Here is a 16,664-nt window from a genome sequence, read left to right as displayed (position 1 = left end):
TCCGTCACGCCCGGGAACGCCAGACAGATCTCCCGCATCCGGTCGGCCAGCCGATCCTCGCCCCCGGCCGTCTTCTCGCCCATGCTGCCTCCCGCAACGACTCGACGACGGTCGAAGTCTATGCGAGGACCACCGATCGGTCCGCGTGTCGGCCCTCCCCGGACGGGTGAGCGGGCCGCCGGAGTAATCGCCGCGGCCCGGTGGGGGTCGTTGTGCTCGAACCACACGCAGGCGGCGCGACGGTCAACGTGGCGGCGGCGAGCTGCAACCGGCTGATCCCGCCGGGCGGCGCGGTCTCCGCGCCGCCACCCCGATACTGATTGCGGGTGCTGGTCTAATCCTGTGGTGGGCATGACCTCAGAGTCCGTCGCTGACGGCATCCGCGAACGGGCCTTCACCATCGGGGACATCCCCGGGGTGCGCTGGACGCCCGCCGAGGCCTCCGGTCCACGTCCACTGGTGCTGATCGGGCACGGTGGCGGCCAGCAGCCACTTTCGCGTCCCGCCGTTCGAGATCGACAGCTCAACCCGGTTCTTCGCCCAGCGTCTGGGCAGCGGCACAGTATGACTGTAGGAGCCTCACGGAGGGCATCGCGATGCGATTGGCGCTGAATCTCGGCCACCATGCGGGAGCCGGCAATCCGGCGGAGCACCGCGCGCTGGCGCAGGCGGCGGAGCGACTCGGATACGTCTCGGTCTGGGTCGCTGAGGCGTACGGCTCGGACGCCGCGACCGTGCTGGCCTGGCTCGCGGCCCACACCGATCGGATCGGTCTGGGCAGTGCGATCATGCAGATCCCGGCCCGGACCCCCGCGATGACCGCGATGACCGCGGCGACCCTCGATCTGCTCTCCGGCGGGCGGTTCCACCTCGGCCTGGGTGTTTCCGGCCCGCAGGTGTCGGAAGGCTGGCACGGTGCCGCATTCGGGCAGCCGATGGCCCGCACACGCGACTACGTCGGCATCGTCCGGCAGGCCCTGCGCCGGGAGAAGCTCGCCCACCCCGGGCCGCACTATCCGCTCCCGCGCCCGGGCGGCGAGGGCAAGCCGCTGCGCATGTCGTTGCATCCGCCCCGCGCTGACGTCCCCGTCTATCTGGCCGCGGTGGGGCCGCGCAGCCTCGAACTCGCTGGTGAGCTGGCCGACGGCTGGTTGGCCGCCTTCTGCTCGCCGGAGCACACGCGCGACTCGCTGTTGCACGTCGCGGCGGGACGTAGCACCGCAGGACGGGACCTGGCGGGGTTCGACGTCGTCCCGACCGTACCCGTGGTGATCGGTGACGATGTGGAGGCGTGCGCCCGCGCCGTGCGCGGCTATGCCGCTCTGTACCTCGGCGGGATGGGCAGCCGCACCACCAACTTCTACCACCGGCATGCGACGCGGATGGGCTTCGGTACCGCGGTCGACCGGGTGCAGGACCTCTACCTGGCTGGGCGGCGGACGGAGGCCGCCGCCGCGGTGCCCGTCGACCTGATCGACGCGACGTCCCTGCTGGGCCCGCAGGCCCGGATCACCCGTGGCCTCGACGCTTACGCGCGAGCGGGCGTCACGACGCTCGCGGCGTGCCTGTTCGATCGGGGCACTGCGGCGCGGGTGGACACCCTCGAACGTCTCGCCGTGGCCGCGGCGTCGTTGGGAGCGGACGTTCCCTGACGACCCGGGCCGAATGGGTCAGCGACGCGACGGCACGGTGGCGGCGGTGACCACGAGGGTGTCGGAGGTTGCGAACCGACCCGTGAACGTCGTGAGCCCGGCGGGCGCGTCGGCGCGGATGGTGGCGCTGAACGTGCCGGTCGCCGGTGCGAACACGACGTCCGCGTCGTGGCAGCCGAGCCACCGCCGGGTCAGCGGATACCAGGCCTTGTAGATCGACTCCTTGGCGCTGAACAGCACCCGGTCCCAGCACACCGAGGGATGGTCGTGCGCCAGCGCGGTCAGCCGGGCCGTCTCCGGGGCCAGCGCGACCAGCCGGAGCACCCCGTCCCGTAGGGGCAGGTGTGGCTCCGCGTCTATCCCGATCCCCGCCACCTCGGTGGCGCGGCCCACGGCGGCGGCCCGGTAGCCCGGGCAGTGCGTGATGCTGCCGACCATGCCGGCCGGCCACAGCGGCTGTCCCCGTTCGCCCGCCAGCAGCGGTCCGGACGGGAACCCGTACGCGGCGAGTGCCGCGCGGGCACAGCGCCGGGCGGTGGCGTACTCCTGTCGACGCTTGGCGACGGCGCCGGCCACCCGCTGCTCCTCCGCGGGGAACAGCGGTGCCGGGATGCTGTCGTCGAAGCACTCGACCACCGTGACAGGTGCCGGGAGCAGGGACGACATCAGAGGGGTGCCGGTGGACCGTGCCGTCACTGGGTCTGGATGGCGGCGCTGCACACGAAGCCGGAGCCGAACTGACCGGCGGACGGCTTGACGATGCAGGTAGCTGGTGCGGGCGTGGCGGTGGTGAGGACACCGGTGCGTACGGCGGCGACCGTGGCCGCGACACCCATAATGATCTTGCGCATGAGATATCTCCCGCGTCAGGTTTCTCGTACGGGTTCCATCGTGGAATCGAAATCTATCGGACAAAAGAGCGCTGCCGCGATGGCTTCGAGATGCGCATCTGTGGACCTGTCGCGGTTGTCCAGCCACAGGGCCCGGCGGTACCAGTGGTGCAGGGGATGTTCCCACGTCATGCCGAGTCCGCCGAGGCATTGGAGGGCTTGTTCGGTCGCCGCGACTGCGGCCTGGCGGGCGCAGATCAGCGCACTCACCACGGCCAGATCGGCCCCGGGGTCGGCGGCGCCGACGAGCCATGCCGCCCGGTAGGCCAGTGACCGTGCCAGTTCGAGGCGCACATAGCTGTCCGCGATGGCGAAGGCGACCGCCTGGAACGCGCCGATCGGACGCCCGAACTGTTGGCGCGTCCGCGCGTGGGCGACCGCCACGTCGTACGCGTGCCGGGCCACCCCCACCGCCTCCGCGGCCAGCAGTGCTCGTTCGCGCAGCCGGGCAGCCGCCACGACGGACCGGGCGGCGGCCGGCTCCAGTAGTCGGACGGCGGCCGCGCCGGCACACCTCAGCTCGGCCCCTGGCCGCAGCGTGTCGATGCCGGCCATGTCCGTGCGCGTCACGCCGGGCTGGTCGGCATCGACCGTGAACAGCCCGTCGTCGGTGCTCACGAGAACCCCGCCGTTGACCCGGTCGACGTACCCGTGGCCGTCGAGCAGCCAGTCGCCGGCAGCGGCGCGCGCCGTGAAGTCGCCGCGTGCCCACGCGACCGGCCGGGCGGGCAGTGACTCGGGCAGGGCGAGGGTGATCCACCAGGCGCCGGGCAGCAACGCGTACCCGGCCTCCTCGGCCAGCAACGCGCGTTCGACCATCCCCACCTCGGGGTCGAACCAGCCGAGCCGCGCGGCGTCGGCGAACGCGGCCGGCCCGGCGTCGCCGGCGATGATCCGACGCGTCGGGTACTCCGAGGCGAGGAACCGGCGCGCCACCTCGCGCAGGCTCTCCTGCTCGGTGGTGAGGGAGAAGTCCATCGTCGCCTCCTCAGCGCGATCGGGGCAGGCCCGCGACATGCTCGGCGATGACGCCGCGCAGGACCTCTGACGTGCCGCCCTCCAGGGTGTTGCCGCGGCTGCGCAGCTGTTCGTGCTGCCAGTACGCCGTCCAGGTGGGCTCGCCGGAGGCGGCTGCCAGCCGCGCGGCGAACGCGACGAGTCGCTGGTGGGTATGTGACCAGTGCAGCTTGAGAACCGAACTCTCCGGCCCCGGCATGCCAGAGCGCTCCATAGTGGACAACGCGCGGTAGCCGGTGTGGCGCAGCGCCAGTACGTCGACGTACAACTCGGCGACGGTGCGGCGGACGAGGGGGTCGTGCTCTGCGCCGACGTCGCGCACCGTGGTGAGCAGGCGGTCGAAGGCGCGGACCAGGCGCGCGGTGAGTGTGATGCCGAACGTGCCACGTTCGTGCGCGAGGGTGGTCATCGCGACCCGCCAGCCGCCTCCCGGCTCGCCCAGCACCGCGTCATCGCCGACCCGCACGTCGTCGAGGACGATCTGACCGAAGTCGGCGTCCCCCGTGATCATCCGCAGCGGTCGCACGGTCACCCCGGCGGTGCGCAGGTTCAGTAGGAAGCACGTCAGTCCCGCGTGGCGGGACGCCTCCGGGCCGGTGCGTGCCAGCAACAGGCAGAAGTCGGCCAGGTGCGCGTAGGAGGACCAGACCTTCTCGCCGGTGATCATGTACCCGCCGGGCACGGGCACGGCGCGGGTGCGCACCGCAGCCAGGTCGGAGCCGGCGTCCGGCTCGGAGAAGCCCTGGCAGAACAGATCCTCGCCGGTGAGGATGCGGCGGAGGTGGGTGGCCTGCTGCGCGGGCGTGCCGAACCGGATGAGCGACGGACCCACCATGTTGAGCCCGATGACGTTGTGATGGTCGGACGCGCCCGCCCTGGCGCATTCTTCGGCGAGGATGGCCTGGTAGCGGGCGGGCAGCCCGGCTCCCCCGTGCTCAGTGGGCCAGGTGAGGCCCGCGTAGCCGGCGTCGTACAGGGCGCGGCTCCAGGCCCGCCGGTCGTCGGTGGCGGCGTTGGCCACGAGCCAGTCGCGTAACGCGGAGCGGAAGGTCGCCTCGTCGGCGTCGTCTTTCAGGTCCACGAGCGGCGCCCCCACCGGACCCGGATGGCTGACGTCGCCGACGGCCTCCGGGTCCTGTGGGCGACCGCCGTCGCGGCGGAGTCTAGCGAGACATAGCGATTGCTGGATATGGTGGACGTGTCGGCGACGCGGGAGAGGCGACGTGCGAATTGTGGTGGACCTTGACCGCTGTGACAGCCACGGTCAGTGCGCTCTCGCCGCACCGGAGATCTTCGCGGTGGGTGACGACGACCTGGTCCGGGTGCTCGACGAACACCCTCCCGACCGGCTGCGGCCGGTGGTAACGGCCGCCGCGCAGCGCTGTCCCAAACTGGCTATCGACGTCGTGGACGGGTGACGCCCCGTGCCCGATGACGCGGACCAGCCCGTGATCGTGTCCGCGGTCCGGACCCCCATCGGCCGCCGCGGTGGCGGCCTGGCTGGGCTCAAGGCCGTCGCCCTGCTGCGCCACGTGCAGCGGGAGGTGATCGCCCGCGCCGGTATCGAGCCCGACGTAGTGGATCAGGTGATCGGCGGGTGTGTCACGCAGGCCGGCGAGCAGAGCCTCAACGTCACCCGCAACGCGTGGCTCAACAGTGGCATGGCCGTGGAGGTGCCGGCCACCACGGTGGACGTCTCGTGCGGCTCGTCGCAGCAGGCCAACCACCTCGCCGCCGCGTTGATCGCCGCGGGTGCGGCCGAATGCGTGCTGGCCTGCGGCGTCGAGTCGATGAGCCGGGTCCCGATCGGGGTCAACCTCACCAACGGCCCGGGTCACTACAAGACCCGGGAGTACCCGTGGGACGATCCCCCGCACGCGCAGTTCGGCGGCGCCGAAAGGATCGCGGCCCGGGAGGGGTTCTCCCGGCCCGACCTTGACGCGTACGGCGTGCGCTCGCAGCAGCGGGCGGCGGCGGCCTGGGAGCGTGCCGCCTACGCCGCGGAGATCACGCCGGTCGGGCCGGCCGGGACGGCTCCGGTGAGCCGCGATGAGGGCCTGCGGCCGACGACGCTGGCCACCCTCGCCGAGCTACGGCCGGTCATCGAGGACGGACGGCACACCGCCGCGACCACGTCGCAGATCTCGGACGGGGCGGCGGCGGTGCTGTGGATGTCGGCGCGGCGGGTCCGGGAGCTCGGGCTGCGGCCACGGGCGCGGCTCGCGCACCAGGTCGTCACCGGCTCCGATCCGTACTATCTGCTCGACGGCCCGCTGGTGGCAACCCGCAAGCTGCTGCGCCGTGCGGGGATGAGTGTCGCGGACATCGACCGGTACGAGGTGAACGAGGCCTTCGCCGCGGTGGTGCTCGCCTGGCAGCGCGCGTTCGACGCGGACGAGAGCCGGCTCAACGTCAACGGTGGCGCGATCTCACTCGGCCACCCGTTGGGCGCGTCGGGTGCCCGGCTGATCGTGAGCGCGTTGCACGAACTGGAGCGCGCCGACGCCGAGTTCGCCCTGATCACCATGTGTTGCGGCGGGGCGCTGGGGACAGCGTCGCTGCTGCAGCGGATGTGAGCGCCGGTGGACCGGGAGCGGTTTTACCGCGACGCGCGCACGGACCTGGCGGGCCCGCTGGCCGGGGTGCGGGTGCTGGACGTGACGAAGGTGTGGTCCGGCCCGCTCGCCAGCGCGGTCCTGGCGGACCTGGGCGCCGACGTGATCAGGGTAGAACTTCCCGGCGGCGTCGACGGCGAGGTGCCACCGCGGATCCCCGGCACCGGTCACTCGTGGTTCCGTCAGACGGTCAACCGCAACAAGCGCAGTGTGGCGCTCGACCTACGGACCGGGCCGGGCCGGGCGACGTTCCTGGCGCTGGTTGGCCGGTCCGACGTGGTGGTGGAGAACTACCGGCCGGGCACGTTGGAGCGCTGGGGTGTCGGCTACCCGGACTGCCGCGCGACGCGGTCCGACATCGTGCTCGTGTCGATCTCGGGGTACGGCCAGTACGGACCGCGCGCCGACCGCCCCGGCTATGACCCGGTGCTGCAGGCCTACAGCGGATTCATGGCGCTCAACGGCGAACCCGACGGGGCGCCCATCCGCGCCCCCGTCTTTCTCGCCGACGAGCTCGCCGGCCTGCATGGCGCCATCGGGGCCTTGGCCGCGTTGCGCCACCGCGACGTGACGGGCGAGGGCCAGCACGTGGACGTGGCGATGCTCGACAGCCTCCTCGCGGGCAGTGTGGGCGGCATGCTCACGCTCGCCGCGGCCGGCGCGCCGCCGCGCCGGCACGGCAACGCGACCGACTTCGTGGTGCCCTCGAACGCGTACCGGTGCCGCGACGGCAGCATCTACCTGGCCGTGGCGCTCAACCGGCAGTGGCGCGCTCTGGCGGCCGGGATGGGGCGCGCCGAGCTGGCCCGCGCCGACGGGTTCGCCACGGCGGGTGCCCGGCTGACCAACCGGGTCGAGGTCGACGCGGTGGTCGCGGACTGGTGCGCCGGGCGCACCGTGGCCGGGGCAATGGAGGTGCTCGACGCGTGCGAGGTGCCCGCCGCGCCGGTGCGCGACCTGACGGAGGTGGCGGCCGATCAGCACCTCGCCGCCCGGGAGATGCTGCAGCCGGTCACCCTGCCTGACGGCACGGTCGCGCCGCTAGCCGGACCAGCCGCGAAGTTCTCCCGCACCCCGACGCGGGTGCGCCACGCGGCGCCGCTGGCTGGCGCGGATACCGACGATGTATTGCGGGAGCTGGGTATTTCGGCACACACTGAGGAACCTCGATGAGGGCCTTGCTGATATTCGCGTATGTGAGTAAAACTATCCGTGTGACGCGGGGCGACGCACTGCTGCCCTCATGGCTCCTATGGTCCGGAGGCCAGTGTGAGTGACCCGATGACCGTGGCGGAACAGCGGTTGGAAGAGCTGCGGGAGATCGTCGCAGAGGTGCTGGAGTTGGAGCCCGAGGAGGTCACCGACACCGGCGACTTCATGGAGGAGTACGACGCGGACTCGCTGCGGGCGATCGAGATCCTGGCCCGCCTGGACAAGAAGTACCAGGTCGAGATTCCCCAGTCTGAGCTGCCCGAGCTGCGTAACCTCAAAGCTGTTTACGATGCGGTTGCCCGCCACGCAGGCTGGCAGGACTGACGCTGATGCGCCGGGTGGCCGTCACCGGCCTCGGACCGGTGTCGAGCATCGGCACGGGCGTGGCCGCCTTCTCCGCCGGGTTGCGCGAAGGCCGCAGCGGCATCTCGGAGATCACGAGCTTCGACGCGAGCCGCTTTCCGTACCGCAACGCCGGCGAGGTGCCTGACTTCGACGCCGCGGCGCTGCTGCGTCGCCTCGATCCGGCGGAGTGGGGCAGGTCCAGCCAGCTCGCCGCCGCGGCCGCGCGGCTGGCGGCGACCGACGGCGGCTTCGACGCCGACGCCCCCGACCCGGACCGCGTGGGCGCCGTGATCGGCACTACCAGCGGCGAGTCCGTCGTCATGGAGCAGTTGACCGCCCAGATCACCGACGCCGGCTTCGCGACCATGGACCCGGCACTGCTGGCGATGCTGCCGGCGCACCGGCTCGCCCACGCGGTCAGCGCGGAGCTCGGGCTGGCCGGTGAGTCGGTCACCATGGCCACCGCCTGCTCGGCCAGCAACTACGCCCTCGGGTACGCCTACGACCTGATCGCGACCGGTCAGGCGGAGGTGATGTTCGCCGGCGGCGCCGACTCGGTGTGCCGGTGGGCGCACGCCGGCTTCTTCCGGCTCGGTGCGCTCACGGCCAGCGCGTGCACGCCGTTCGACCGGGACCGCTCGGGCATTCTCACCGGCGAGGGCGGGGCCGTGCTGATGCTGGAGGAACTGGGCCGGGCGCAGGCCCGTGGTGCCCTGATCTACGCAGAGGTGCTGGGCTACGGCCTGAACTGCGACGCCAAGCATCCGGTGGCACCGGACGGCCCCAGCATCGCGGAGTGCATGCGTATCGCCCACCGTAGCGCCGACATCAAGCCGTCCGATGTGGACTACATCTGTGCGCACGGCACGGGCACCCCGGCCAACGACGCGATGGAGGCGGCGGCCATTGCGGAGGTCTTCGGCGCCGTGCCGCCACCGGTCAGTTCGATCAAGTCGATGATCGGGCACACCATGGGCGCGGCCAGCGGATTCGGCGCCATCGCGACGAGCCTCGCGATCCATCAGGGCTTCCTGCCGCCGACCATCAACTGGGCCAACGCCGATCCCGCCTTCCCCGGCCTCGATCCGGTGCCCAACGTCGCCCGGCCGGCCACGGTGCGGGTGGCGCAGAACAACGGGTTCGCCTTCGGTGGCAATAACGCCATCACGTTGTTCGGCGCCGCCGCATGACCGGTCTGGTCATCACGGGGTGGAGCGAGCTGATCCCGCCGGTGGACCCGGCCGCTGACGCGGCCGGGCTGTTCGACGAGCCGCTGCCCGCCGCCCGGGCGGCCGCGCTCGTCGACTTCGACGTCCGGGCCCACCTGGGCCGCAAGGGCACCAGCTTCTACGACCGCGCCACCGCCCTCGCGGTGGTCGCGTGCGCCGCCGCGCTCCGGGACAGCGGGATCGTGGTCGACGAGGTCGGCAGCGCGCGCGTGGGCGTCGTCCTCGGCACCACTGTGGGCAGCTTCAAGTCCACCAGTGACTTCAGCCGCGAGACCCTCGTGCAGGACAAGCCGTACCTGGTCAACCCGGTGCTGTTCCCGAACACCGTGATGAACTGCGCGGCCGGCCAGGCGGCGATCCGCCTCGGTCTGCGCGGCGTCAACGCGACCATCGCGGGCGGCCGACTGGCGATGCACCAGACCCTGCGGTACGCGGTCAACGCGCTGTCCCGGTCCACGACCGAGGTGCTGCTCGTGGGCGCGGCCGAGGAATTCAGCCCGCACCGCGCCTGGAACGGGTACCGGTCGGGTACCGACGTGGGCGAAGGCGCCGCGATCTTCGTCGTCGAACGGGCCGACGCGCCCCGGCACGCGAGCCCCCCGGTCGCGGCGCTGCTCGGCGTCGCCTCGGGTTTCGGGTGGCGGGAGGCCGCCCCGGCGGCGCTGGCCGGTTGCGTGCGCCGGGCGTTGGCGGCGGCCGAGGTCGAACCGTCCATGGTCGACCTGGTGGCCACGAGCGCGGCGGGCTCCGGCCCGGACAGCGAGTACGCCGTGGCGGTCGACGTGCTGGGCCGGTCGCCGGAACATCTGGCCGTCGGGCAGCTGCTGGGTGAATGCGACGCGGCGACGGGTGCGCTCGGCTTGGCCGCGCTGCTGCACCGGTTGCGGGCCGAGCCGACCGCGGTGGCGGTGCTCACGGCGCGCACACCGGACGGCGGGGCCGCCGCGGCCGTGCTGCGAGGAGTCCCGTGAGCGTGCTCATCGCCAGCAGTGTGCTGCGCACCTGCCTCGGCGACGGGCCACAGACCTTCGCGGCGTTGCTCGCCGGACGCGACGGGCGATCCCCGCTGCGCCCGGGCTACCCGCAGCAGTTGCGGGTGGCGTACGGGTACCAGGTCGACGGGCCGGCCGGACCGTACGCGGCCAGCCGGTGGCTCGCCGACTGTGCCCGTCGCGCGGTCGCGGCCGCCGGTGTCGACACGCGCAACGTCAGGCTCGCCTGCCTGGTCGGCACCGGACTGCGTGAGCTGTCGACGGTCGAGGCCACGGCAGGGGAGGACCTGGCCGGGGTACCGGCGCACCGGCTGCACTTCGCCGACGCGGTACGCGCGGCGGTGCCCGGCGTCGGCGACGTCGTCACGATCGCCAACGCGTGCAGCGCCAGTGGGCACGCGCTCGCCCTCGCCCAGGACATGGTGGAGCTGGGCGACGCCGACGCCGTGCTGGTGTGCGGCACGGACGCCATGACCACCTCCATGCTCGCGATGATCGGCCGCGTGGTTGACGAGCCGACCGAGCGGGTCCGCCCGTTCGATCGTGACCGGCACGGCGTGCTGCTCGGTGAGGGCGCCGCCGCGGTGGTGGTGGTGCCCGACCACGGTCGGCCCGCTCTCGGCCGCCTGCTCGCCACCGGGTTGTCCTGCGACGCGCACCACGAGACCGCACCTTCCCCGGAGGGCATCGTCCGGGCCATGCGCGACGCCCTGACCCGTGCCGGCGCGCGACCAGCCGACGTCGGCCTGGTCCTCGCCCACGGCACGGGTACGGCGCTGAACGAACCGGCCGAGTGCGCCGCGCTGTGCGAGGTCCTGCTGGCCGGTGGCGCCGATCCGCTGGTTACCGGCGTCAAGGGCGCGGTCGGCCACATGTCGGGCACTGCGGCGCTGGCCAACCTCGACGTCGCGCTCCGCTGTCTGGCCACCGGCAGCGTGCCGCCGACGGTCGGGCTGCGGGTGCCGCTGGCGGAGGCGGCCGGGCTGCGCCTCGTCCGCGAGGAGCCCGCCCCATTGCCGCCGGGGCTGGTGCAGATCGACGCTTTCGGCTTCGGCGGCGTCAACGCGGTGACCCTGGTGGGCGCCCCGTGACGGTTGTGCTGGTCCACGGCCCCGGGTCCGGTGCGCCCGCCCGCGTCGTGGGCTGGGCGGTGCACCTGCCCGACGCGGACCCCCGACCGGCGGACGTGCCGTCGGTGCTGGCGGGACTGATCGGGTCGGCGTGTCCGCCTGAGCAGGCCGGCTCCGTGCTCGGCCGCAAAGGACTGCTCTACAAGGAGCCCGCCACCCGCCTGGCACTGCTCGCCGTGCACGCCGCACTGGCCGCGTCTCCGCCACCCGGCGCCGCTACGCCGACCTACGACCCGGTCGCGCCGCCCGCCCGCGCTCCCGGACCGGTGCAACCCGACACGGCGGTGGTGGCCTGCGGCAACTTCGGCAACGTCGAGACCGTGGTGACGGTCGCCCGGGCGGTGCGTGCGGGCGGCGTGCGGGAGGTCAGCCCGTTGGCCGCGCCCAACGCGTCGAGCAACGTGCTCGCCAGCACCATCGCGCTGTGGTTCGGGCTGGCCGGACCGAACGTCATGGTCTGCTCCGGCGCGCTGGCCGGTCTGGACGGACTGGACATCGCGGTGCGACTGCTGCGCACGGGCCGGGCGGGCCGGGTGGTGCTCGCCGGCGCCGAGCCGGGGGATGAGGTCGCCAGGGCGCTGCACGCCGGTCCGGGCGACCGGCCGCTGCGTGCCGGCGGGGCGTGTGTGGTGCTGGAGCGCGCGGTCGCGCCCACGCCGGTCCCGGGCCCGGCCGACCTCGTCCTGGGAGCGGACGGCTTCGACCCCGGCGTGATCTGGGGCGATACGTACGGCGCGCAGGGCGTGGTGTCCCTGGCCCTGGCGAGCGGGGCGGTCGCCGCCGGCCGGGCGGGCCGGGTCGAGGTGTCCTGCGGCGACGAGCACGACGGCTACCGCACCGCGCGGGTCTGGGCATCATGACGGCCCCGGTAGCAGGGAAGATCCTGCGCGAGGGTGTGCCCGGTGGCCCGCAGGTGGTGCTGGTGCACGGGCTAGAGGACGGCTGGGCCAGTTGGCGTCCCATCGCGGAGCGGCTGGATCCGCGGTGGCGGGCGGTGGCCCTGGACCTGCCGTGGCGGGCCGGCAACGACTACCGCTGGCGGCGGCGGGACAGCGCGGCGGGCTGGCTGGCCGCCGGGCTGGCCGGTCTGGATCACCCGGTCGACGCCGTGGTGGGCCACTCGTTCGGAGCGACAACCACGATGGAGCTGATGGCCGAGGGCAGACTCGCGCCGGCCGACGCGGCAGTGCTCATCTGCCCGCTCTACCGCCCACCGAAGGCCCCCGTGACCTGGCACATGCTCGACCGGTCCCGGCGTAACTTCGAGGCGCACATCCGCGACGGTGTGCTTGCCCGGCTGGGCGGACGCGCGACAACCATCGCCGCCGACGTCCTCGAAGGAATGATGGCGAAGGCGGTCGACCGGGTCGGTCCGACGGGGCTGCTCACCGTCTTCGACAGCTTCGTGGCCAGCGCCGACCTGGAGCTGGAGGCCATCGCCCAGCGGGTCCTGGTGGTCTGCGCCGGCAACGACCCGACGCTGGTGGAGGCCGCCGCCCGCCTGCTCGTGGCCCGGATCCCACATGCCGACCTGCACGTGGACCCCGCCTTCGACCACTTCTGCCACATCCGCCGGCCGGACGCCGTGGTCAGACACCTGCACGAGTTCGTCGGGGCGCGGCAACCCGGCGTGAAGGGGAGCCTGCGATGACTACGCTCGTCCTGCCGGTCACCGAGTCGGTGCGCCGGCCCCGGTTCGAGGGCGCCAACATCCGCACCTGGATCGGCTTCAAACACTTCATGTACCTCGTCGAGGAGGCCGTCCTCGACTGGTTGCGTGAGCACACGCCCGGTGCCCGGGCGCTCTACCTCGAGCATGGCCTGGGCGTGGAGATCGTCGACAGCTCGGTGCTGTTGCCGGCAGTCCTGGAGATCGACGACGAGGTACGCGCACGGGTCACGCCGACCGCACCGGGCCGGTTCACCGTGACCCTGCACGCCACCCGGGGCGACCGGGCCGTGTCCGTACTGCGCGGCAAGGTGACGATCGCGCTGGTCCGCGAGTCGGAGCCGCCCGGGTCGGCGCCGCTGCCGGCCGAGGTCGGTGCGCTGCTGCCTGAGCCGGTGACCCGGCTGGACGGCGTCGGGGCACCGACCGACGTGCCGGCCGACGCGTTCAGCTGGTCGTGGCGGGCACCGTACTTCTACTGCCACTTCTCCGACCGGGTGCAGCACTCCGGATATGTGCGCGCGCTGGAGGAGGTGGTGGACCGGTTCCTGGCCGACCGGGGTCTGTCGGTCGGCCTCCTGCTGCGTGAGCCCGGCTGGATTCCGGTGGTGTCGCGCGCGCGGGTGCGGGTGCTCGCCGCCGCGCACATGGAAGAGGTCGTGCACACCACCTTCGTCGTCGACGACATTGTGCGGGACACCATGTTCGACGCCCGGATGGACTGCTTTGTGGAGCGCGACGGTGAGCGGGTGCCGGTCGCGACGGCGCGGATCCTGCACGGGTACGCGGTGAGCCGCGGTCCGGCGGCCGGCGCGCTCGCCACGCTCGACGGTGCGGTCGTGGCGGCCCTGACCGGGGCGGGTACGCCGTGAAGCGGCCGCCGCGGCTGTACTTCTCGTTCCGCAGCCCGTACAGCTGGCTGACCGTGCAGCGGCTGCGGGCCGCCGTGCCGGACGCCGATACGAGCCTGGAGTGGTTGCCGTACTGGGATCCCGACGAGGTGACCGAGCGGGCGCTCAAGGCCCGCGGGGCCCAGTTCCACTACGTGCAGATGAGCCGGGCCAAGCACCTGTACCTGCTGTTCGACACGAAGCGGCTCGCGCAGCGGCTCGGCGTGGCGATGGCCTGGCCGATCGACGTGGACTGCTGGTGGGAGCTGCCGCACCTGGCTTTCCTGGCCGCCCGACGGGAGGGCCGGGCGAGCGCGTTCTACGACGAGATCGTGTCGGCCCGGTGGGGTCGGGGGGAGGACATCTGCGCGCCCGACGTGGTGCGCCGGGCTGCCGAGGCAGCGGGATTTGACCCGGCGCTGGCCGTCGGCGCACCCGACGACGAGGCGATCCGGGCCGAGGCGGTCGACTGCCTGGCCACCGCGTACGACGACGACGTGTTCGGTATCCCGTACCTGAAGTGGGGGCGGCACCGGTTCTGGGGTTACGACCGTCTCGACGGGTTCCTGGAGGTCTGGGCCCAGGCGGCCCCGGCGGCCCCGGTCGCCGCCCCGACCGGTCAGGTCGCCTTCGACACGGACACCGCCGGCGGCTGCGGATGAGCACTTCCCGGCCCCGGCGGACGCCCGACGAGGAGCGGCTGCACCGCCGGCAGCGGCTCGCGGCGACCCTGCGGATCTTCGCCGACCGGGGCTTCGACGAAGGCTCGGGCGGTCATGTCACGGCGCGCGACCCGATCCGGACGGACCACTTCTGGGTCAATCCGTTCGGTGTCCACTTCGGTCACGTGCGGGTGTCGGACCTGCTGCTGGTCGATCACGAGGGCGCGGTGGTGTCCGGCGCGGGCACGGTGAACCCGGCCGGCTACGCCATCCACTCGCAGGTGCACGCCCGGCACCCGGACGTCGTCGCGGTCGCGCATACCCATTCGCTCTACGGCCGGGCGTGGGCCGCGCTGGGCCGCCCGCTGGACCCCATCACCCAGGACGCGTGCGCGTTCTTCGAGCGCCACGAGGTGTTCGAGGAGTACACCGGGGTGGTCCTCGACACCGACGAGGGTAAGCGGATCGCGGACCGGCTCACCGGCAACATCGCCCTGGTGCTGCGGAACCACGGCCTGCTCACCATCGGTGCCAGCGTCGAGGAGACGGCCTGGTGGTTCGCCTCGATGGACCGGTCCTGCCAGGTGCAGCTGCTGGCCGAAGCGGCCGGTCGGCCGCGGCTCATCGACGCCGACGCGGCCCGCTCGGCCCGCGGCACCATCGGCACCCCCGCGATCGCGCGGCTGAACTTCCGCCCCCTCTACGCCGACATCGTCCGGCGCCAGCCGGACCTGCTCGACTGATGCCGGAGCCGGGCCTGCCGACGGAAGGAGGTGCCGATGGCCGTCCTGCTCCCCGCCGCGGTGACCGCGCGGCCGCATGACCAGGCGCTGGCCGACGAGCGCGACACGCGCGACTGGGGCGAGCTGAACGCGCGCGTCAACCAGTGGGTGCACGCGCTGCGTGGCGTCGGTCTCCGCACGGGCGACGCGGTGGCGATCGTGGCGGGCAACCGGGTGACGACCATGGAGGCGCTGCTCGGCTGCCTGCACGCCGGCCTGACCGCGGTCCCGGTCAACTGGCATCTGACCGTCGACGAGATCGCCTACCAGCTGCGGGACTCGGGCGCGCGGGTGGTCATCGCGGACCCGGCGACCGCCCCCGCCGTGGGGCGGGCCGTCGCGCGGTCCGGGTCCGCGGCGCTGCCGCTGGTGATGGGGGTACGCGACGAGGGCGGCTGCCAGGCCGTGGAGCCGCTGCTGGCCGACGCGTCGACAGGCGAGCCCGACGGGCAGGTCTGCGGGTCCACCATGCTCTACACCTCGGGCACGACCGGACAGCCCAAGGGCGTCCTGAACGGCCTTTTCAGCACGGGTGCGCCCGTACGGCGGGTGCACAGCCTGCTGTCCTTCGCCGGCTCGACGTTGGGCGTGCCGGACGAGGGCACCGCGCTGCTGGTCGGTCCCTGGTACCACTCGGCGCAGTTGTTCTTCTCTCTGCTGCCGCTGCTGCGCGGCGCCCGGTTGACGCTGCGGCAGCGCTTCGACGCGCAGGCCACGCTGGCCGCCATCGACGCCGAGCAGGTGGCGACGTGCCATCTCGTGCCGACCCAGTTCGTGCGGCTGCTGCGGCTGGCGGAGCCGGTGCGCTCCGCGTTCGACGGATCCAGCCTGCGGCGGGTGTGGCACGGCGGGGCGCCGTGCCCCGAGGACGTCAAGCGGCGGATGCTGGCGTGGTGGGGGCTCTGCCTGGTGGAGTACTACGCGGCCACCGAGGGCGGGGTGGTCAGCCTCATCGACAGCGTGGAGTGGCTGCGGCGGCCCGGCAGCGTCGGGCGGACCATCGCCGGCACCGAGGTGCTCATCGTCGACGCGGACGGAGCGGCGGTGCCGGTCGGCACTGAGGGTCGGGTGTTCATCCGTCGCCGACCCGACCGCGACTTCACATACCACAACGCGCCCGAGAAGACCGCGGCCGCGCACCTCGCGCCCGGCGTCTTCACCTACGGGGAGCGGGGCCGCGTCGACGCGGCCGGCTACCTGTACCTCACCGGCCGGGACACCGACATGATCCTGTCCGGCGGCGTGAACATCTATCCGGCCGAGGTGGAATCGGTGCTGCTCGACCATGAGGGGGTACGCGACGTGGCGGTGCTGGGCATTCCCGACGAGGAGTACGGCGAGCGGGTGCTCGCGGTCGTCGAGGTCGACGTGGACCGGTTGCCACCCGACCGGGTGACCTACGAGCTGGACCGGCACTGCCGGGCGCGGCTGGCCGGGTTCAAGGTGCCGCGCGTGTACCAGGTGCTCGACGAGCTGCCCCGCGAACCCACGGGGAAACTGCGCAAACAGGCCCTCCGCGAGGGGTACCTGGAGGTGGCGACGTGACGACGCCGGCACTCGACGACCGGGCCGACATCGC

At 72.9% G+C, this 16,664-nt stretch carries 19 protein-coding genes; 14 read left to right on the top strand and 5 right to left on the bottom strand.

The features are described 5' to 3' along the window. Positions 1 to 357 precede the first annotated feature (357 nt). Entirely contained in the window at positions 358 to 561 is a 204-nt protein-coding gene (locus tag ABD191_RS21325) for a hypothetical protein (RefSeq protein ID WP_344084881.1), read from the bottom strand. Between the two features lie 35 nt (positions 562 to 596). On the opposite strand from ABD191_RS21325, the gene ABD191_RS21320 reads away from it, so the two are divergent. Then, complete coding sequence (locus tag ABD191_RS21320) at positions 597 to 1,652, top strand: LLM class F420-dependent oxidoreductase (RefSeq protein ID WP_344084878.1); 1,056 nt, start codon at positions 597 to 599, stop codon at positions 1,650 to 1,652. Positions 1,653 to 1,670: 18 nt separating this feature from the next. Here the strand turns inward: ABD191_RS21320 and ABD191_RS21315 are convergent, their stop codons facing one another. Genes ABD191_RS21315 through ABD191_RS21300 form a run of 4 tightly spaced genes read right to left on the bottom strand, consistent with a single transcriptional unit; the run spans position 1,671 to position 4,640 of the window. After that, the gene (locus tag ABD191_RS21315; RefSeq protein ID WP_344084875.1) at positions 1,671 to 2,318 is read right to left on the bottom strand and encodes a 4'-phosphopantetheinyl transferase family protein; all 648 of its coding nucleotides are present in this window, start codon (positions 2,316 to 2,318) and stop codon (positions 1,671 to 1,673) included. Positions 2,319 to 2,344: 26 nt separating this feature from the next. Next, on the bottom strand, positions 2,345 to 2,503 hold the full coding sequence (locus ABD191_RS21310) for a hypothetical protein (protein ID WP_344084872.1): 159 nt from the start codon (positions 2,501 to 2,503) through the stop codon (positions 2,345 to 2,347). A gap of 15 nt (positions 2,504 to 2,518) precedes the next feature. Further along, positions 2,519 to 3,520 carry an acyl-CoA dehydrogenase family protein gene (locus ABD191_RS21305; RefSeq protein WP_344084869.1) on the bottom strand — a complete coding sequence of 334 codons (1,002 nt, stop codon included), beginning with the start codon at positions 3,518 to 3,520 and terminating at the stop codon, positions 2,519 to 2,521. Between the two features lie 10 nt (positions 3,521 to 3,530). Further along, positions 3,531 to 4,640, bottom strand: coding sequence for an acyl-CoA dehydrogenase family protein (locus tag ABD191_RS21300; protein ID WP_344084866.1), 1,110 nt, complete (start codon positions 4,638 to 4,640; stop codon positions 3,531 to 3,533). Positions 4,641 to 4,782: 142 nt separating this feature from the next. Between ABD191_RS21300 and ABD191_RS21295 the strand changes: the two genes are divergently transcribed. The 13 genes from ABD191_RS21295 (at position 4,783) to ABD191_RS21235 (ending at position 16,630) form a co-directional block, all read left to right on the top strand. Continuing rightward, complete coding sequence (locus ABD191_RS21295) at positions 4,783 to 4,977, top strand: ferredoxin (protein ID WP_344084863.1); 195 nt, start codon at positions 4,783 to 4,785, stop codon at positions 4,975 to 4,977. 6 nt (positions 4,978 to 4,983) lie between these two features. Beyond that, positions 4,984 to 6,135 carry a steroid 3-ketoacyl-CoA thiolase gene (locus ABD191_RS21290; protein ID WP_344084860.1) on the top strand — a complete coding sequence of 384 codons (1,152 nt, stop codon included), beginning with the start codon at positions 4,984 to 4,986 and terminating at the stop codon, positions 6,133 to 6,135. A 6-nt stretch (positions 6,136 to 6,141) separates the two neighbouring features. After that, complete coding sequence (locus ABD191_RS21285; RefSeq protein ID WP_344084857.1) at positions 6,142 to 7,347, top strand: CaiB/BaiF CoA transferase family protein; 1,206 nt, start codon at positions 6,142 to 6,144, stop codon at positions 7,345 to 7,347. Between the two features lie 108 nt (positions 7,348 to 7,455). Continuing rightward, on the top strand, positions 7,456 to 7,710 hold the full coding sequence (locus tag ABD191_RS21280; RefSeq protein WP_344084967.1) for an acyl carrier protein: 255 nt from the start codon (positions 7,456 to 7,458) through the stop codon (positions 7,708 to 7,710). Positions 7,711 to 7,715: 5 nt separating this feature from the next. After that, entirely contained in the window at positions 7,716 to 8,921 is a 1,206-nt protein-coding gene (locus ABD191_RS21275; protein WP_344084854.1) for a beta-ketoacyl-[acyl-carrier-protein] synthase family protein, read from the top strand. Then, the gene (locus ABD191_RS21270) at positions 8,918 to 9,931 is read left to right on the top strand and encodes a beta-ketoacyl synthase N-terminal-like domain-containing protein (RefSeq protein WP_344084851.1); all 1,014 of its coding nucleotides are present in this window, start codon (positions 8,918 to 8,920) and stop codon (positions 9,929 to 9,931) included. Before ABD191_RS21275 ends, ABD191_RS21270 begins: the two co-directional genes overlap by 4 nt. Further along, the gene (locus tag ABD191_RS21265) at positions 9,928 to 11,043 is read left to right on the top strand and encodes a beta-ketoacyl synthase N-terminal-like domain-containing protein (protein ID WP_344084849.1); all 1,116 of its coding nucleotides are present in this window, start codon (positions 9,928 to 9,930) and stop codon (positions 11,041 to 11,043) included. Before ABD191_RS21270 ends, ABD191_RS21265 begins: the two co-directional genes overlap by 4 nt. Continuing rightward, positions 11,040 to 11,942 carry a beta-ketoacyl synthase N-terminal-like domain-containing protein gene (locus ABD191_RS21260; RefSeq protein WP_344084846.1) on the top strand — a complete coding sequence of 301 codons (903 nt, stop codon included), beginning with the start codon at positions 11,040 to 11,042 and terminating at the stop codon, positions 11,940 to 11,942. Before ABD191_RS21265 ends, ABD191_RS21260 begins: the two co-directional genes overlap by 4 nt. After that, positions 11,939 to 12,733 carry an alpha/beta fold hydrolase gene (locus tag ABD191_RS21255; protein WP_344084843.1) on the top strand — a complete coding sequence of 265 codons (795 nt, stop codon included), beginning with the start codon at positions 11,939 to 11,941 and terminating at the stop codon, positions 12,731 to 12,733. The genes ABD191_RS21260 and ABD191_RS21255 overlap by 4 nt, the downstream gene beginning before the upstream one ends. Beyond that, positions 12,730 to 13,623 (top strand): thioesterase family protein, encoded by an 894-nt coding sequence (locus ABD191_RS21250; protein WP_344084840.1) that lies wholly within the window; start codon positions 12,730 to 12,732, stop codon positions 13,621 to 13,623. Before ABD191_RS21255 ends, ABD191_RS21250 begins: the two co-directional genes overlap by 4 nt. Next, the gene (locus ABD191_RS21245; RefSeq protein WP_344084837.1) at positions 13,620 to 14,303 is read left to right on the top strand and encodes a 2-hydroxychromene-2-carboxylate isomerase; all 684 of its coding nucleotides are present in this window, start codon (positions 13,620 to 13,622) and stop codon (positions 14,301 to 14,303) included. Before ABD191_RS21250 ends, ABD191_RS21245 begins: the two co-directional genes overlap by 4 nt. Beyond that, entirely contained in the window at positions 14,300 to 15,046 is a 747-nt protein-coding gene (locus ABD191_RS21240; RefSeq protein ID WP_344084834.1) for a class II aldolase/adducin family protein, read from the top strand. Before ABD191_RS21245 ends, ABD191_RS21240 begins: the two co-directional genes overlap by 4 nt. Before the next feature lie 36 nt (positions 15,047 to 15,082). Continuing rightward, complete coding sequence (locus tag ABD191_RS21235; protein ID WP_344084831.1) at positions 15,083 to 16,630, top strand: AMP-binding protein; 1,548 nt, start codon at positions 15,083 to 15,085, stop codon at positions 16,628 to 16,630. Positions 16,631 to 16,664 lie beyond the last annotated feature (34 nt).

Origin of the sequence: Luedemannella helvata, from assembly GCF_039528415.1 — a bacterium.
In the GTDB taxonomy this organism is placed as follows: domain Bacteria; phylum Actinomycetota; class Actinomycetes; order Mycobacteriales; family Micromonosporaceae; genus Luedemannella; species Luedemannella helvata.
The sequence above is the reverse complement of the archived record's forward strand: the minus strand, read 5'-3'. Positions and strand labels throughout refer to the sequence as shown.

Coding starts and splice junctions, on each gene's coding strand:
- ABD191_RS21320 (WP_344084878.1), top strand. CDS start 597: ATGCGATTGGCGCTGAATCTCGGCCACCATGCGGGAGCCGGCAATCCG.
- ABD191_RS21315 (WP_344084875.1), bottom strand. CDS start 2,318: ATGTCGTCCCTGCTCCCGGCACCTGTCACGGTGGTCGAGTGCTTCGAC.
- ABD191_RS21310 (WP_344084872.1), bottom strand. CDS start 2,503: ATGCGCAAGATCATTATGGGTGTCGCGGCCACGGTCGCCGCCGTACGC.
- ABD191_RS21305 (WP_344084869.1), bottom strand. CDS start 3,520: ATGGACTTCTCCCTCACCACCGAGCAGGAGAGCCTGCGCGAGGTGGCG.
- ABD191_RS21280 (WP_344084967.1), top strand. CDS start 7,456: ATGACCGTGGCGGAACAGCGGTTGGAAGAGCTGCGGGAGATCGTCGCA.
- ABD191_RS21275 (WP_344084854.1), top strand. CDS start 7,716: ATGCGCCGGGTGGCCGTCACCGGCCTCGGACCGGTGTCGAGCATCGGC.
- ABD191_RS21270 (WP_344084851.1), top strand. CDS start 8,918: ATGACCGGTCTGGTCATCACGGGGTGGAGCGAGCTGATCCCGCCGGTG.
- ABD191_RS21255 (WP_344084843.1), top strand. CDS start 11,939: ATGACGGCCCCGGTAGCAGGGAAGATCCTGCGCGAGGGTGTGCCCGGT.
- ABD191_RS21250 (WP_344084840.1), top strand. CDS start 12,730: ATGACTACGCTCGTCCTGCCGGTCACCGAGTCGGTGCGCCGGCCCCGG.
- ABD191_RS21240 (WP_344084834.1), top strand. CDS start 14,300: ATGAGCACTTCCCGGCCCCGGCGGACGCCCGACGAGGAGCGGCTGCAC.
- ABD191_RS21235 (WP_344084831.1), top strand. CDS start 15,083: ATGGCCGTCCTGCTCCCCGCCGCGGTGACCGCGCGGCCGCATGACCAG.